Annotated in this window: 15 protein-coding genes; 6 read left to right on the forward strand and 9 right to left on the reverse strand. The window is 68.2% G+C overall.

Annotated elements, in window-relative coordinates; all coding sequences use genetic code 11:
* Positions 1-64: 64 nt before the first annotated feature.
* Positions 65-1,099: a GSU2403 family nucleotidyltransferase fold protein gene (locus tag BSY19_RS12010; protein ID WP_069057036.1), complete on the forward strand. Its 1,035-nt coding sequence runs from the start codon at positions 65-67 to the stop codon at positions 1,097-1,099.
* Here the strand turns inward: BSY19_RS12010 and BSY19_RS12015 are convergent.
* Entirely contained in the window at positions 1,096-1,932 is an 837-nt protein-coding gene (locus BSY19_RS12015; RefSeq protein ID WP_236840517.1) for an SOS response-associated peptidase, read from the reverse strand. The two genes, BSY19_RS12010 and BSY19_RS12015, sit on opposite strands and share 4 nt — an antisense overlap.
* Here BSY19_RS12015 and BSY19_RS12020 point away from each other — a divergent pair.
* Positions 1,931-2,434: a hypothetical protein gene (locus BSY19_RS12020; RefSeq protein WP_150129595.1), complete on the forward strand. Its 504-nt coding sequence runs from the start codon at positions 1,931-1,933 to the stop codon at positions 2,432-2,434. The two genes, BSY19_RS12015 and BSY19_RS12020, sit on opposite strands and share 2 nt — an antisense overlap.
* Here the strand turns inward: BSY19_RS12020 and BSY19_RS12025 are convergent, their stop codons facing one another.
* Together BSY19_RS12025 and dxs are read right to left on the reverse strand one after the other, a co-directional pair.
* On the reverse strand, positions 2,435-3,175 hold the full coding sequence (locus BSY19_RS12025) for a TlyA family RNA methyltransferase (RefSeq protein ID WP_069054377.1): 741 nt from the start codon (positions 3,173-3,175) through the stop codon (positions 2,435-2,437). It abuts the gene before it with no gap.
* Positions 3,176-3,183: 8 nt separating this feature from the next.
* The gene (gene dxs / locus BSY19_RS12030) at positions 3,184-5,097 is read right to left on the reverse strand and encodes a 1-deoxy-D-xylulose-5-phosphate synthase (RefSeq protein ID WP_069054378.1); all 1,914 of its coding nucleotides are present in this window, start codon (positions 5,095-5,097) and stop codon (positions 3,184-3,186) included.
* Positions 5,098-5,401: 304 nt separating this feature from the next.
* Between dxs and BSY19_RS12035 the strand changes: the two genes are divergently transcribed.
* From BSY19_RS12035 to BSY19_RS12045, 3 genes are all read left to right on the forward strand, one after another.
* Entirely contained in the window at positions 5,402-6,979 is a 1,578-nt protein-coding gene (locus tag BSY19_RS12035; protein WP_236840518.1) for an ABC transporter substrate-binding protein, read from the forward strand.
* 5 nt (positions 6,980-6,984) lie between these two features.
* Complete coding sequence (locus BSY19_RS12040) at positions 6,985-8,397, forward strand: amidase (protein WP_069054380.1); 1,413 nt, start codon at positions 6,985-6,987, stop codon at positions 8,395-8,397.
* A gap of 80 nt (positions 8,398-8,477) precedes the next feature.
* Positions 8,478-9,701, forward strand: a complete 1,224-nt coding sequence (locus BSY19_RS12045; protein WP_069054381.1) for an MFS transporter — start codon at positions 8,478-8,480, stop codon at positions 9,699-9,701.
* A gap of 13 nt (positions 9,702-9,714) precedes the next feature.
* Here BSY19_RS12045 and BSY19_RS12050 read toward each other — a convergent pair whose 3' ends face one another.
* From BSY19_RS12050 to BSY19_RS12060, 3 genes are all read right to left on the reverse strand, one after another.
* Positions 9,715-10,023, reverse strand: a complete 309-nt coding sequence (locus BSY19_RS12050) for an addiction module antidote protein (protein WP_069054382.1) — start codon at positions 10,021-10,023, stop codon at positions 9,715-9,717.
* The gene (locus tag BSY19_RS12055) at positions 10,007-10,315 is read right to left on the reverse strand and encodes a type II toxin-antitoxin system RelE/ParE family toxin (protein WP_069054383.1); all 309 of its coding nucleotides are present in this window, start codon (positions 10,313-10,315) and stop codon (positions 10,007-10,009) included. The genes BSY19_RS12050 and BSY19_RS12055 overlap by 17 nt, the downstream gene beginning before the upstream one ends.
* A gap of 65 nt (positions 10,316-10,380) precedes the next feature.
* A complete protein-coding gene (locus tag BSY19_RS12060; RefSeq protein WP_069054384.1) occupies positions 10,381-11,301 on the reverse strand; it encodes a pirin family protein in 921 nt (306 codons plus the stop codon).
* Between the two features lie 215 nt (positions 11,302-11,516).
* On the opposite strand from BSY19_RS12060, the gene BSY19_RS12065 reads away from it, so the two are divergent.
* Positions 11,517-12,377 carry an N-acetylmuramoyl-L-alanine amidase gene (locus BSY19_RS12065; protein ID WP_069054385.1) on the forward strand — a complete coding sequence of 287 codons (861 nt, stop codon included), beginning with the start codon at positions 11,517-11,519 and terminating at the stop codon, positions 12,375-12,377.
* A gap of 27 nt (positions 12,378-12,404) precedes the next feature.
* Here the strand turns inward: BSY19_RS12065 and BSY19_RS12070 are convergent, their stop codons facing one another.
* The 3 genes from BSY19_RS12070 to BSY19_RS12080 form a co-directional block, all read right to left on the reverse strand.
* Complete coding sequence (locus BSY19_RS12070; RefSeq protein WP_069054386.1) at positions 12,405-12,662, reverse strand: exodeoxyribonuclease VII small subunit; 258 nt, start codon at positions 12,660-12,662, stop codon at positions 12,405-12,407.
* Between the two features lie 92 nt (positions 12,663-12,754).
* Positions 12,755-13,195 carry a hypothetical protein gene (locus BSY19_RS12075; RefSeq protein ID WP_069054387.1) on the reverse strand — a complete coding sequence of 147 codons (441 nt, stop codon included), beginning with the start codon at positions 13,193-13,195 and terminating at the stop codon, positions 12,755-12,757.
* A 23-nt stretch (positions 13,196-13,218) separates the two neighbouring features.
* Positions 13,219-13,686: an Lrp/AsnC family transcriptional regulator gene (locus tag BSY19_RS12080; RefSeq protein ID WP_069054388.1), complete on the reverse strand. Its 468-nt coding sequence runs from the start codon at positions 13,684-13,686 to the stop codon at positions 13,219-13,221.
* Positions 13,687-13,822 lie beyond the last annotated feature (136 nt).

A 13,822-nucleotide genomic window follows, 5' to 3' on the forward strand; every position in this document is an offset into this window, starting at 1 on the left:
CGGCCGCTCATGTTAGAGTTCCAACACAACGAGCTGTCTTTGCGCCGAACTGTTGGAACTGACGATGCGTCCGCTCGACAATGATCAGCGTCGCGAGACGATCAACACGCGCCAGCGCTATATGGCCTTTCGCGAGGCGAAGCAGCGCCTCGAAGGCTATCGCGGCTCGATGGTCTGGTCCGCCACCAAAGGCACGGACTATCTCCTTCATAGCAGCTACGCTGATGCGCGCGGCCGTCGCACTCAGAAGTCGCTCGGTCCCCGTTCGCCCGCGACTGAACAGATCAAGCTGGATTTCGAGACTGGCCGCTCCACCGCGCGCCGGCGTCTGAAGGCCGCGAAGGCGACGCTCGATCGCCAGGGTGCGCTCAATCGCGCCCTGGGTTTGGGTCGCGTGCCGCTGACGAGCGCACGCATCATCCGCGCGCTGGACGAGATCGGTGTTCTCGGCAAGGGATTGCGGATCGTGGGAACGAACGCGCTTTACGCCTACGAGGCCGCCTCCGGCGTTTTTGTCGATCCCGACATCACGTCCACCGAGGATATTGATCTCCTGTTCGACGCGCGCCGCGAATTGCGTTTCGTCGCCAGCCGCGATCTCGGTGAGGACGGCTTGATGGGACTGCTCCGGCGGATCGACCCCAGCTTCGCGCGAAGCCGGGAGGCCTTTCGCGCTGTCAACGACGAGGGTTTTCTTGTCGATCTCATCATGCCGGCAGCGATTCCGCCCTGGAAACAGGTGCGTGACAGCCTGATCGGAGCGGCGGACGATCTGAGTGCCGTTGCGATCGACGGTCTCGAATGGCTGGAGAACGCGCCGCCTTTCGAAGCCGTCGCGATCGACGAACGCGGCATGCCGCTGAGAATCGTGGCGGTGGACCCCCGCGTCTTCGCCGCTCACAAGTTCTGGCTCTCCGGACAGCCGGGCCGCGACCCGCTGAAGCGTGACCGCGACAAGGCGCAGGCAGAGGCTGTCGGGCAACTCGTGGCGCGTCACCTGACGCATCTCTCGATCGCATCGAAGGAACTGGCCGCGCTGCCTCGCGCGATTGTCGAGACGGCCCGCCCGCTGTTCAGGGTGAATGGCGAGACGCGTTAGAACAGATCGCCCTGAGCGTCGTCCCGGGTGGCTTTCCGGGATCGGGACCGTGTTGCGACAACCGGCTCCACGGCCCCATCGAACGGCGCCTGAACCTCCGGGCCGTCATTCGCCACCTTGTTCACGGCGCTGCCGATCCGCACCATCTCCAGCAGATCCTCCGGCGGCGGCCGCAGCAGCGCGGTGTAGGACTGGGCTTCGGCCGCGGGATCGAGCCAACAGTCGAAGTCGCGGGGATCGAGGATCACCGGGCAGCGGTCGTGGATCGCCGACATCAGCCCGTTCGCCGGGCCGTTGACCAGCGCGACGGTATCGATCTCCGAACCGTCCTGCGAATGCCAGGTCTCCCACAGCGCCGCGAAGGCGAAGAGCCCGCGATCGGGCCGCCGGAACAGATAAGCGCGGCTCTGCGCCTGGCGGCCCTCGCCGAGCCGGTGCCATTCGTAGAAGCCGTCGGCCGGCATCAGGCAGCGCCGCCGCGTCAGCGCCGCGCGGAAGGAGGGCTTGGTCGCGGCACTCTCGCCGCGGATGTTGATCACGAGCGGGAAGTCCCTGGGGTCCTTGACCCAGCCCGGGATGAAGCCCCAGCGCATCAGCATGAACTGCCGGTGGCCGTCGTGCTGACGCACCACCGGCACGGGCTGCGTCGGCGCGATGTTGTAGCGCGGCGGAAAGTTCGGCTGCTCGGGATAGCCGAACAGGGACCGCATCGCGGTGGGGGGCAGGGTGATGGCGTAGCGGCCGCACATGACCCCGATGTGGCCCTCCCGGCGGGCGCGATCAATACTTTGTTTGGGTTTGGCGCAGCATAGTCCCGGCGGTTTGGGGTTCATGATGACCGTCTCCGCGATCAAGGCGCTGGCTGGTGGAGGCGATGGCGGGGGTGAAACGCCCGGGGGGCCGCGCCTCTCGACCGACTTCCTCAATCTCTACGCCGAAGCCCTCATGCTGATCGGGATGGCCGCCGAGGATCTCGATATCGTGGCGGATCTGCAGGCCTGGCGCCCGGTGAGCTACCGCGACCATTTCGCGACGTCGCCCTTGCGCTGTGCGCCGTCGGCGCTCGCGGCCTATGACGCCCTCCCGCCCACACGCCGGGAGGGGTTCGAGAATCTCTGCCTGGCGATGACCCGACTCGTGACGACCGCCGCCGCGCTGCTGGCCGACCGGCAGGAAGGGCTCGATGCGACGACCATCGCCGATGTCGCGGGCGATGCGCTGCGGCGGCAGATCGGCCGCGCCACCCATTTCATCAATGCCAACGGCACGATCGACATTGGTGTGGCCGAGAGCCGTGCGCTGCAGGCCGAGGTCGACGCCCTGTTTCGGGGCTGATCAGCCGGCGCGCTGCCCGCCGATCAGGAACTCCCGGTTGCCGTCGCCGCCCTCGATCGGCGAGGGGATGGGCTCCCGCACCGCAAAGCCGAGTTGCTCCAGCAGGATCGCCACATCGGCGCAGACCGCCTGGTGGACGGCCTCGTCGCGCACGATGCCCTTCTTGAGCGCCGCGCGGCCGGCCTCGAATTGCGGCTTGATCAGCGCCGCGATCTGCGCGGCCGGTGCCAGCAGACCTGCCACGGCGGGCAGGACGAGACGCAGTGAGATGAAGCTGACATCGATGGCGGCGAGCGTCGGTGCTTCCGGCAGATCGGCGGGCGTCAGGCTGCGGATGTCGCACGCCTCGAGGCTCATGACGCGCGGATCGCCGCGTAGCGAAGCGTGGAGCTGGTCCCGGCCGACATCGACGGACACGACCCGGCGCGCGCCACGCTTCAGCAGCAGGTCGGTGAAACCGCCCGTCGAGGCCCCGACATCGAGGCAGACGCGGCCGGACGGGTCGTAGCCGAAGAGGTCGAGCGCCTCGGCGAGCTTCAGCCCGCCGCGCGAGACGTAAGGATGCGGTGCCTGCGCGGTGAGGACGGCGGTGGCGGCCACCATCTCCGAGGCCTTGCGGACGGGGCGACCGTCCACCGTCACCAGCCCTGCTGCGATCGCGGCCTGGGCCCTGGCCCGGCTCTCGCACAGGCCCCGCTCGACCAGGAGCTGGTCGGCACGGCACTTCGGGGCGGCGGCCATGGCCCGGCTCAGGCCCGGCGCACGGCCGTCGCTGCGCCGAGGGCGGCTTCCACGCTCCGGACGATGCCGGCGGCGTCGAGCCCGGCGGCGGCATACATCGCGTCCGGCTTGTCGTGCTCCTGATAGAGGTCCGGCAAGGTCAGCGTCCGCACCTTGAGGCCGCGGTCGAGCGCGCCGCTGCGGGCGAGCAGATGCAGCACATGCGCGCCGAAGCCGCCGACGGAGCCTTCCTCGACGGTCACGAGGATCTCGTGCTCGCGGGCGAGCCGCAGGATCAGCGCCTCGTCAAGCGGCTTGGCGAAGCGCGCATCGGCGACGGTGGTCGAAAGCCCGCGCTGGCCGAGTTGCTCGGCCGCCAGCAGGCATTCGGCGAGACGCGTGCCCAGCGAGAGCAGCGCGACACGCGAGCCCTCGCGCACGATGCGCCCGCGACCGATCTCGAGCGGCACGCCGATGTCGGGGATCTCGACGCCGACGCCTTCCCCGCGCGGATAGCGGAAGGCGATCGGCCCCTCGTCGAAGGCCGCCGCGGTGGCGACCATATGCGTCAGCTCCGCCTCGTCGGCCGCCGCCATCACCACCATCTCCGGCAGGCAGGCGAGGTAGGCGATGTCGAAGGCGCCCGCATGGGTCGCGCCGTCCGCGCCGACCAGCCCGGCCCGGTCCAGCGCGAAGCGCACGGGCAGCTTCTGGATCGCCACGTCATGGACGACCTGGTCATAGGCGCGCTGCAGGAAGGTCGAGTAGATCGCGCAGAACGGCTTGTAGCCCTCGGTCGCGAGACCGGCGGCGAAGGTGACTGCATGCTGCTCGGCGATGCCGACATCAAAAGTCCGCGCCGGGAACTCCTTGCCGAAGGCGTCGATGCCGGTGCCCGACGGCATCGCGGCCGTCACCGCGACGATCTTGTCATCCTCACGGGCGGCCTTGATCAGCGCATTGCCGAAGACGGAGGTGTAGCTCGGCGCATTCGCGGGCGCCTTGGCCTGCTGGCCGGTGACGGGGTCGAACTTGACCACGGCATGGTACTTGTCCGCCGTCGCCTCGGCCGGCGCGTAGCCCTTGCCCTTTTGCGTCACGACATGGACGAGGATCGGCCCCTGGCTGGCGTCGCGCACATTGCGCAGCACCGGCAGCAGGTGATCGAGATTGTGCCCGTCGATCGGGCCGACATAGTAGAAGCCGAGCTCCTCGAACAGCGTGCCGCCGGTCCAGAAGCCGCGCGCATATTCCTCGGTACGCTTGGCCTTGTCGTGGAAGAAGCGAGGCAGCCGCTCGGCCAGCTGCTTGGCGATCTCGCGGATCGAGCGATAGGTCCGGCCCGAGACCAGGCGCGCCAGATAAGCCGACATCGCGCCGACCGGCGGGGCGATCGACATGTCGTTGTCGTTGAGGATGACGATCAGGCGCGAGCCGAGCGCGCCGGCATTGTTCATCGCCTCATAGGCCATGCCGGCCGACATCGCCCCGTCACCGATCACGGCGATGACGTTGTTGCTGCCGCCGGCGAGGTCGCGGGCGACCGCCATCCCCAGTCCGGCCGAGATCGAGGTCGACGAATGCGCGGCACCGAAGGGATCGTAGGCGCTCTCCGAGCGGCGGGTGAAGCCGGACAGGCCGCCGGGCTGGCGCAGCGTCCGGATGCGCTCGCGCCGGCCGGTCAGAATCTTATGGGGATAGGCCTGGTGGCCGACATCCCAGATCAGCCGGTCGCGCGGCGTGTCGAAGACGTGGTGCAGGGCCACCGTCAGCTCGACGACGCCGAGACCGGCGCCGAGATGGCCGCCGGTCACCGAGACGGCACTGATCGTCTCCTGCCGCAGCTCTTCGGCGAGCTGGCGAAGATCGGCGTCGGGGAGCTTGCGGAGGTCCTCGGGCGTGGCGACGCGGTCGAGGATCGGCGTGTGAGGGCGCTGGGTCACGAGCCGGGTCTAACGCATCCCGCCGGGGTGGCACAAGGGCGGCAAGGTCGCGCAGCGGGTGCGCCACCGCCCAGGCCAGCCATCGCCACGAACCCGGCACCCCGGGTTGTGAAACATTCGTTCACCATAAGGTTATGGATAAGCCGCGTCCGGCTGTCTGGAGCGGCGCGAATCGGCTTGTGCGGCGGCATGCAACTTGCTCCAACGGCAGCGGGAGCGATGCGGGATCCGGGGGGAAACGATGCAGCGGAGTGATGCGAGCAGGGTTGCGGGTCGGTTCATCAGGGCGCTCAAGGTCGGCCTGATGGCCGGCCTGGTTTCGGCCGCTATGGCCGCGCCGGCGGGGGCTCAGGGCACGCTGCGCATCGCGATGACGGCCTCCGACATCCCCACCGCGACGGGCCTGCCCAACAACGGCTTCGAGGGCATGCGCTTCCTGGGCTACCCGGTCTTCGAGAGCCTGGTCCTGTGGGACCTGACGACGACCGACCGCCTGGCGCCGCTGCGTCCGGGCCTCGCCGAGCGCTGGGAGCAGGCGGCCGAAGATCCCAAGACCTGGATCTTCCATCTGCGCCGCGGCGTCACGTTCCATGACGGCACGCCCTTCGACGCCGACGCCGTGATCTGGAATTTCGAGCGCTACTTCAACAAGGATGCGCCCCAGTTCGAGGCGCCAGCGGCCGCCATCGTCCGCGCCCGGGCGACGATCATGACGGGCTACCGGAAGATCGATGCCTCCACGGTCGCCATCACCACCAGCACGGCCGCCTCCTACTTCCCCTACATGGTCTCGCTGGTGCTGCTGAGCTCGCCCGCCTCCTTCGAGAAGGCCGGGCGCGACTGGGCGAAGACGGCGCTGCTGCCGTCCGCGGGCACCGGTCCGTTCCGGATCGCCAGCGTGGTCCCGCGCGAGCGCGTCGAACTGGTGCGCCATGACGGCTACTGGGACGCCGCCGGCAAGGCGAAGCTCGACAGGGTCGTGCTGCTGCCGATGCCGGAGGCGAATGCCCGGCTCGCGGCGCTGCGCACCGGCCAGGTCGACTGGATCGAGGTGCCGCCGACCGACGGCATCCCGTCGTTGCGGCAGGCCGGCTTCACCATCACCACCGGCTCCTACCCGCATGTCTGGCCCTGGCTGTTCAACATCGGCGCGACGGACAGCCCGCTGAAGGATGTCCGCGTCCGGCAGGCCCTGAACTACTGCGTCGACCGCGACGGCATCGTCGCCCTGCTGAACGGCATGGCCGAGCCAGCGGTCGGCTGGCTCAAGGCGAACGACGCCGCCTTCGGCAAACCCGCCAACCGCTACCGCTTCGACCCCGCCAAGGCGAAGGCGCTGCTGGCCGAGGCGGGCTTCGGCCCGCAGAAGCCGCTGAGCTTCAAGGTCATGATCTCGACCTCCGGCTCAGGCCAGATGGCGCCGCTGCCGATGAACGAGTTCCTCCAGGCCAGCATGAAGGAGGCCTGCGACATCCGGATCGACTTCAACGTGACGGAATGGCAGGTGCTGCTCAACAGCATGCGGGCGCAGCCGGACCAGCCTTCGCTGGGCGGATCGCTCGCGCTCAACATCAGCGGCCCCTCGACCGATCCGAGCGTGATGGCGCGCTATTTCAGCGCCGCCAGCGCCCCGCCCAACGGCTTCAACTTCCCGCAATGGAAGGATGCCGCCTTCGAGGCCGCCCTGGCCAGGCTCGCGGCGGCGAGCGACCCGCGCGTGATCCAGGAGCAGACCGCGCTCGCACATGAGCAGCTGGTGGATGACCCGCCCTGGCTGTATGTTGTCCATGATCTCAACCCGCGCGCCATGTCGAAGAGGGTCCAGGGCTTCGTCTCCCCGCAATCCTGGTTCGTCGATCTGACCCGCATCAGCATGCAGTGACCCTCATGGACACCGCCTCCCGCATCAGCTCGGATCCGGCCCTGTGGCCGGCCCATGTCCTGGCGCGGGAGATCGCGGCCCGGCGGCTCTCCCCGGTCGATATCGTCGAGGCGCTGCTGGCCCGGATCGAGCGGCTCGACCCGAAGCTGCACGCCTTCGTCGACGTCTATGCCGCTGACGCGCGGCTGGCTGCCGAGGCGGCGGATAAGGCGATCCGCGCCGGCCATGCGGTCGGGCCGCTGCACGGTGTGCCTGTCGCGCTGAAGGATCTGATCGACCTCGAGGGACGCACCACCACGGGCGGCTCGGCCCATTGGCGCGGGCGCCGCTCGACCATGACCGCGACCATCGCCAGGCGCATGTTCGCCCAGGGCATGATCGTGCTCGGCAAGACGCATACGGTCGAGTTCGCCTATGGCGGCTGGGGCACCAACGAACACATGGGCACGCCCTGGAACCCCTGGGACGAGGCCGTACCGCACACGCCGGGCGGCTCCTCCAGCGGCTCCGGCGTCGCCGTTGCGGCGCGGCTGGCGCCCTGGGCGATCGGCACCGACACGGGCGGCTCGGTCAGGCTTCCGGCCGCCTTCTGCGGCATCACCGGGCTCAAGGTGACGATCGGGCGCATCCCGGTCACCGGCATCATTCCGCTCTCCGCGTCGTTCGACACGCCCGGCCCGATGGCGCGCAGCGTCGAGGATTGCGCGCTGCTCTACGACGTCCTGCAGGGGCCCGATGCCGCCGACCCGAACACCCGCGGCGTGATGCCCGAGAGCCCGATGCCGACGCTGCGGCGCGGCGTGCGCGGCCTGCGCCTCGCCCGCATGCCGCAGCGCGACCGCGCCAGCTGCGACGCGCAGGTGCTGGCCGCCTATGACCGCTCGCTGACGACGCTGGCGGGCCTCGGTGCGGAGATCGTCGACATCGACCTGCCCTGGACGCTGGAGCATTTCACCACGACGAGCGGCATCGTCATGGCCGAGGCCTTCTTCAACGGTGGTGCCATGGCGCAGGATCCCGCCTTGCCGCTCGACCCGGCGGTGCGCGCCCGCTTCCTCGCCGGGGCTCATTTGACGGCGCAGGACTATCTCGCCACGAAGGCATTCCAGGCCCAGGCCAAGCGCGACCTCGCCACGGCGATGGCCGACATCGACGCGCTGCTGACCCCGAGCACGGCCACCCCGGCGATCCCGCTCGACACGGTCGATCAGGATGTGATGCCCTCGCGCTTCACGCGTTTCGGCAATGTCATGGAGATGTGCGGGCTGTCGCTGCCCAACGGCTTCACCGCCTCCGGCTTGCCGCTCTCGCTGCAGATTTCCTGCCTGGGCTATCAGGAGGCGATGGCGCTGCGCATCGGCTTCGCCTTCCAGCAGGCGACGGAATACCACCTCGCCACCCCGCCCATGGTGGCCTGAGCGCGGGCCTCCGCAGGAAACGGGTGGGACGCGCCGGCCCTGGCTGACATCACCTGCCGACCCCTCGGCAGGAGCCCCCGATGTCCTCGTCTTCCTTCCCGGCGCTGCTGCTCGCCGGCACCTTTGCCCAGTTCGCCGACCGGCTGGCACTCGACACGATCACGCTGGCGGCGACGCAAGGCGGCGCCAGCCCGCGCCTCGTCGGCCTGCTGGTCGCGGCCCAGTCGGCGGCCTGGCTCTTGGTCTCGCTCCCGGCCGGCGTGTTCTCGGACAGGCTCGCCCCGCGTGATCTCATCCGCTTCGGCGGGGGCCTGATCGCGACGGGCGCGGCGGCAGGGGCGGCTCTGCTGGCGCTCGGCCACACGGGTTGGCTGCTGGCTGCGACGAGCTTTGCCGCCGCAGCCGGTGCGGTGGTGATCGCGCTGTCGATCTTCGTGCTGATGCCGCGCACCGTTCCGATCGCCGACCTGCCGCACGCGAACGGGCGGCTCGAACTCGGCCGCGCCGTCTTCAGCCTGGCGGCGCCGCTGATCGCCGGCTGGGCGGTTTCACGCGGGCAGGGCTGGCTCGGCTTGAGCCTCTGCGCGCTCGCGGGCGTGCTGGCGCTGGCCGCAGCCTCTCGCCTCCCGGGCGAGCGCCCGCCATCGCAGCCGCGCCTGCCGCTCCACCTCGCCATCGCAGAGGGCGGCCGCTTCGTCGCGCGCCACCCCTATCTGCGGCCGATCGCGCTCTGCGCCATCGCCTGGAACCTCGCCTTTTTCGCCTTCACCGCGATGATGGCGCCTTATGCCGCGCGCATCCTGCTGCTGGCCCCGGAGCGGATCGGCCTCGCCACGGCCGTCTATGGCGCCGGGCTGATCGCGGGCGCGGTCAGTGGCGCGACCCTCATCGCGCGTCTGCCGGTGGGGATCGTGCTCGTCTTCGGCCCGGCCTCATCCTGCCTCGGGGCCGCCCTCCTGGCGCTGGCGCCGCCCGCCTTCGGCTGGCCCGCGCTGGCGCTCGCCTTCTTCCTCTTCGGCTTCGGACCGATCCTCTGGTTCATCGCCCAGACCAGCCTGCGCCAGGCGGTGACGCCGCCGCATCTGCTCGGCCGCGTCAGCGCGACGCTGACCACGGCGATCTACGGCATGCGCCCGCTGGGCGCGCTGGCCGGCGGGCTCGCGGCCGAATACGGAGGGCTGGAGACAGCGATCGGGCTGCCGGTCCTGCTCTTCGCCCTCTCGACGCTGGCGATGCTCGCCTCGCCGATGCCGCGGCTGAAGGCGATGCCGGAGGGAGGATCGATCGTGCCGGCGCGCGGCTGATCGACGTCGTCAGCTAGGCAGGCTTGACCCGCTCGACGCCGCTGAGCTTGAAGCCGAGCGCTTTCAGAACGGCCAGAAGCGTGCTCAGAGTCGGATTGCCCTTGGCGCTCAGGGTTCGATAGAGCGTCTCGCGCGACATTCCAGCTTCGCTGGCAAGCGTGGTCATGCCTTGGGCGCGGGCGACGATGCCGATGGCCTCTGCGATCTCGTTCGCATCACCCGAGGCGAAAGCGTCTTCGAGAAATCCCTGTGCGACGTCCGGATCGGTGACGAGTTCGGCAATGTCGAACGGGCGGGAGATGTGGTCAGGATTTGCGGGCATGATCCCATTCCTTCAGATCGTAGACGGCTCTGGCGATATCCCTGGACTGACTTTTCTTGTCGCCTCCACCAAGGAGCAAAATCAGGATGCCGCCACGCCTCGCATAGTAGATGCGATAGCCGGGTCCGTAGTCGATCTTGAGCTCACTGACCCCATCGCTCAGAAAGCGGCCATCGCCCGGATTACCCAGTCTGAGCCGCGACAAACGTGTCGCGATGCGGCGCTTGGCCTCTCCGTCGCGAATTTCGGCGAGCCAACGATCAAACGCGGGCAGCACCTCGAAATTCATCATCGGGTTGTATCTTAAAAGCTACAAAAAGGGAAGTCCTCAGCCGTGGCTACGAGCGGTCTCGGAGATCATCCCTCGGGCAGCGGAATGAACTCGGCCTCGTCGCCCGGCACCGTGTCGAAGCGCCCCGCCTTCCATTCCGCCTTGGCCTGGTCGATGCGCTCCTTCGAGGAGGAGACGAAGTTCCACCAGATGTGGCGGGGTCCGTCCATCGGCTCGCCGCCGACGATCATCAGCCGGGTCTGGTCGATGCCGAGGATCGAGATGCGGTCGCCCGGCTTGAAGATCAGCAGCTGCCCGGCGCCGAATTCGTCGCCGGCGATGTCGACCTGGCCGGAGACGATGTAGATCGCGCGCTCGTCGTAATCGGGGTCGAGCGGCAGGATCGCACCCGGCGACAGCACGGCCTCGGCATAGAGCGCATCCCACGGAAAGCTGACGGGCGAGGTCTGGCCATAGGCCGAGCCCATGATCAGGCTGACGCGCTTGCCGCCCTCGACGATCCGCGGCAGCTCGGGCGCGGCATGGTGGATGAAGGCCGGCGCCGTCTCCTCGTGCGACTTCGGCAAGGCGAGCCAGGCCTGGATGCCGAACAGCTTCGGCGGCTTCTGGCGCTCCTCCAGCCCGGTGCGCTCGGAATGGACGATGCCGCGCCCCGCCGTCATCAGATTGACCGCGCCGGGGCGGATCGGCAGCGCGGTGCCCAGCGAATCCCGGTGCATGATCTCGCCGTCGAAGAGATAGGTCACGGTCGAGAGCCCGATATGCGGGTGCGGGCGGACATCGATCCCCTGGCCGAGCAGGAATTCCGCAGGGCCCATCTGGTCGAAGAAGATGAAGGGCCCGACCATCTTGCGCCCGACCGAGGGCAGAGCGCGGCGCACCGAGAAACCGCCGAGATCATGCGCACGCGGCACGATGACCTGCTCGATCGCATCGCAGGAGCGGGCATCGCCCAGGACGGGGTCTTCGGCGGGAAGCTGGGACATGGCGAACCTCTCCGGTGATGCCGCCAGAGTGCGGGCTCGCCGGCCCACGGGCAAGCCCGCCCCGTCGGCAGGCGGGTTTCGCGGCTGATGCTCGCAAAAGTTGTAATTTCTATTGATGTATTCCTAAAGATGTAGTTGCCTTGCCTGGCTGCCAGCAAGGCAGTGCGGCGACGCCGATCCGCGGAGGGTCGGGTTGCAAGATGTCGGGGGCTGCCATGAAGGTCGATGACCACCGGTTGAAGCTCGATAGCGGAAAATTCGCGACCTTCGTGTCGACCGCCAACATGGGCGGGCCGTTGGCGAACGGGGCGCCCAGCATCCTCGTGATCCACTACACCGCCGGCGGGACGGCGTCCGGAGCGATCCAGACCTTCAAGTCGCAGTCAGCGAGCGGGCGGACCTCGGCGCACCTGGTCATCGACCATGACGGCAAGATCACCCAGATGGTGCCGTTCGATCGCGTCGCCTGGCATGCCGGTGCAAGCCGTTGGCGCGGCCATGACGGCATCAATCAGCACGCGGTCGGGATCGAGGTCGTCAACTGGGGCAAGCTCTCGAGAACGGGCGGCGGGGGCTGGGTCAGCTGGACCGGCGCCAGTGTCCCGGCCAGCCGCGTGATGCTCGCGCCGCACAAGCATTTCCCCGGTCAGGAACACGGCTGGGAGATCTTCGACGAGGCCCAGATCGAGGCCCTCATCGCCGCCTGCAGGGCGATCGTCTCGGCTTATCGAATTCAGGGCTGGGATCTCGTCGGCCATGACGACATCTCGCCGATGCGCAAGATCGACCCAGGCCCGGCGATGGCGATGGACAGCCTCCGCTCGCGGGTCTTCGGGCGCGAGGACGACGCCTTCGACAACCGCCTGTTCCGCGTGAATGCCCCGGGAGACGGGCTCAACCTGCGCGAGAATGCCGGCCTCGCCAACAGCCGCGTCATCAAGAAGCTGCCGCACGACACCACGGTCCATGTCGTCGAGGTCGTCGGAAGCTGGGCGCTGGTCGCCGAGGTGATCGCCGGCAACGACGATGTCACCGGGTTCGTTCACATGAACTGGCTCGTGCCGGTGGCCGCCTGAGCGCGTCCGCCGCGGCCGTCCGGACCGCTACCGATCCACGTCGAGCGGGGCGGTGCCGGTCGGCTTGCCGTCGGCCGACAGCGTGATCTTCTCGATGCGCGCCTCGGCCTGCTTCAGCAGAGCGTCGCAGCGCGCCTTCAGCGCCTCGCCGCGCGTGTAGATCGCGATCGATTCCTCGAGCGGCACGTCGCCCCGCTCCAGCCGGGCGACGATGTCCTCGAGCTGCTTCAGCGCCGCCTCGAAGGGCAGGGCGCCGACGTCGTCATTTGCGTTGGTGTCGGTCAAGGTCGGCGATTCCCGTTGGGCCACTCTTATCGGTGCTTCGGCCGTGCCGGGCAAGGCGCAGTCCAAGAGGGCCTCGTCTTCTCTGGTCAATATCACGAATAGAAGGACTGCCGAAGGATGCCGACGAGGCTGTCGGGTGCGGCGACGTCGAGCGCAATCCTTGGATACCGCTTGTCGTCAATCAGGCCGCGATACTGCGGATGGCGCGTCAAGCGATAGAATTCGTAAGCTGATGGACCTTTGCGAATGATCTCGTAGGAAGTGCAAGTGGTTTCGAGGGTCTTCTGCGAGCGAATGCCGAGTAATCGAAGAAACGTCCGCCAAGCCTCCATGCTCTCGACCTCTTCGGTAATGCGCGCGGGTTCCTCGATGAACATCTGTCTCACGAACTGTTCCAACCCGTTCAATTCGTTGACAAAGGCTCTGACGGGCATGCGGAGGGACGGCACCCCCCGGACATTTACGCTGACGGGGCCAAGCACATGCTTGCCGTCCTTCAACGCCCCCGTCACCTTCCACACCCGATAGGCCATTCCAACCCGCCTTGCGAATGAGCTCACACCGGCAGCGCCGAGCTCTTCTTGATCGAGCGCAGCGTCAGCGTCGACTGCACGCGGGTGACGCCGGGCAACTGCGTGATGATGTCGGTGTGGATGCGCTCGAAATCGGCGCTGTCGCGATAGATCACCCGCATCAGATAGTCATGCGCGCCGGCGAGCAGATGGCATTCCAGGATCTCCGGCAGGTTCTGCACCGCCTGCTCGAAGCCCTCCAGCGAGGCGCGGCCCTGCTGGTCGAGCGTCACGAAGACGAAGGCGGTGCCGGGAAACCCCGCGATCTTGTCGTCGAGAATCATCGCATAGCCGCGGATCAGCCCGCTCTCCTCGAGCTGGCGTACCCGGCGCAGGCAGGCCGAGGGCGACAGATGCACCTTCTCGGCGAGATCGGAATTCGTGATCCGGCCATCCGCCTGCAGGATGCGCAGGATGGCGCGGTCGCGTGAATCGAGTTCGATGGTGGTCATGATGCGCTGGCTCCCCAGCGGGGATGAATCCTGCGAAAATCGCCGGAGCGCAAGCAATCTTCTGCATCGATTTCAGCAGGGTTGCGCTGCTTTCGGCGTCAATGGCCGCCGTGGCCGCACGAAGCTGTCAGCGCAT

Origin of the sequence: Bosea sp. RAC05 (assembly GCF_001713455.1) — a bacterium.
Classification (GTDB): Bacteria; Pseudomonadota; Alphaproteobacteria; order Rhizobiales; family Beijerinckiaceae; genus Allobosea.

Bases quoted from the DNA above. Each gene is read 5' to 3' on its own strand.
- BSY19_RS12010 (WP_069057036.1), top strand. From the start codon at position 65: ATGCGTCCGCTCGACAATGATCAGCGTCGCGAGACGATCAACACGCGC.
- BSY19_RS12020 (WP_150129595.1), top strand. From the start codon at position 1,931: ATGATGACCGTCTCCGCGATCAAGGCGCTGGCTGGTGGAGGCGATGGC.
- BSY19_RS12015 (WP_236840517.1), bottom strand. From the start codon at position 1,932: ATGAACCCCAAACCGCCGGGACTATGCTGCGCCAAACCCAAACAAAGT.
- BSY19_RS12025 (WP_069054377.1), bottom strand. From the start codon at position 3,175: ATGGCCGCCGCCCCGAAGTGCCGTGCCGACCAGCTCCTGGTCGAGCGG.
- BSY19_RS12035 (WP_236840518.1), top strand. From the start codon at position 5,402: ATGGCCGGCCTGGTTTCGGCCGCTATGGCCGCGCCGGCGGGGGCTCAG.
- BSY19_RS12040 (WP_069054380.1), top strand. From the start codon at position 6,985: ATGGACACCGCCTCCCGCATCAGCTCGGATCCGGCCCTGTGGCCGGCC.
- BSY19_RS12045 (WP_069054381.1), top strand. From the start codon at position 8,478: ATGTCCTCGTCTTCCTTCCCGGCGCTGCTGCTCGCCGGCACCTTTGCC.
- BSY19_RS12050 (WP_069054382.1), bottom strand. From the start codon at position 10,023: ATGCCCGCAAATCCTGACCACATCTCCCGCCCGTTCGACATTGCCGAA.
- BSY19_RS12055 (WP_069054383.1), bottom strand. From the start codon at position 10,315: ATGATGAATTTCGAGGTGCTGCCCGCGTTTGATCGTTGGCTCGCCGAA.
- BSY19_RS12060 (WP_069054384.1), bottom strand. From the start codon at position 11,301: ATGTCCCAGCTTCCCGCCGAAGACCCCGTCCTGGGCGATGCCCGCTCC.
- BSY19_RS12065 (WP_069054385.1), top strand. From the start codon at position 11,517: ATGAAGGTCGATGACCACCGGTTGAAGCTCGATAGCGGAAAATTCGCG.
- BSY19_RS12075 (WP_069054387.1), bottom strand. From the start codon at position 13,195: ATGGCCTATCGGGTGTGGAAGGTGACGGGGGCGTTGAAGGACGGCAAG.
- BSY19_RS12080 (WP_069054388.1), bottom strand. From the start codon at position 13,686: ATGACCACCATCGAACTCGATTCACGCGACCGCGCCATCCTGCGCATC.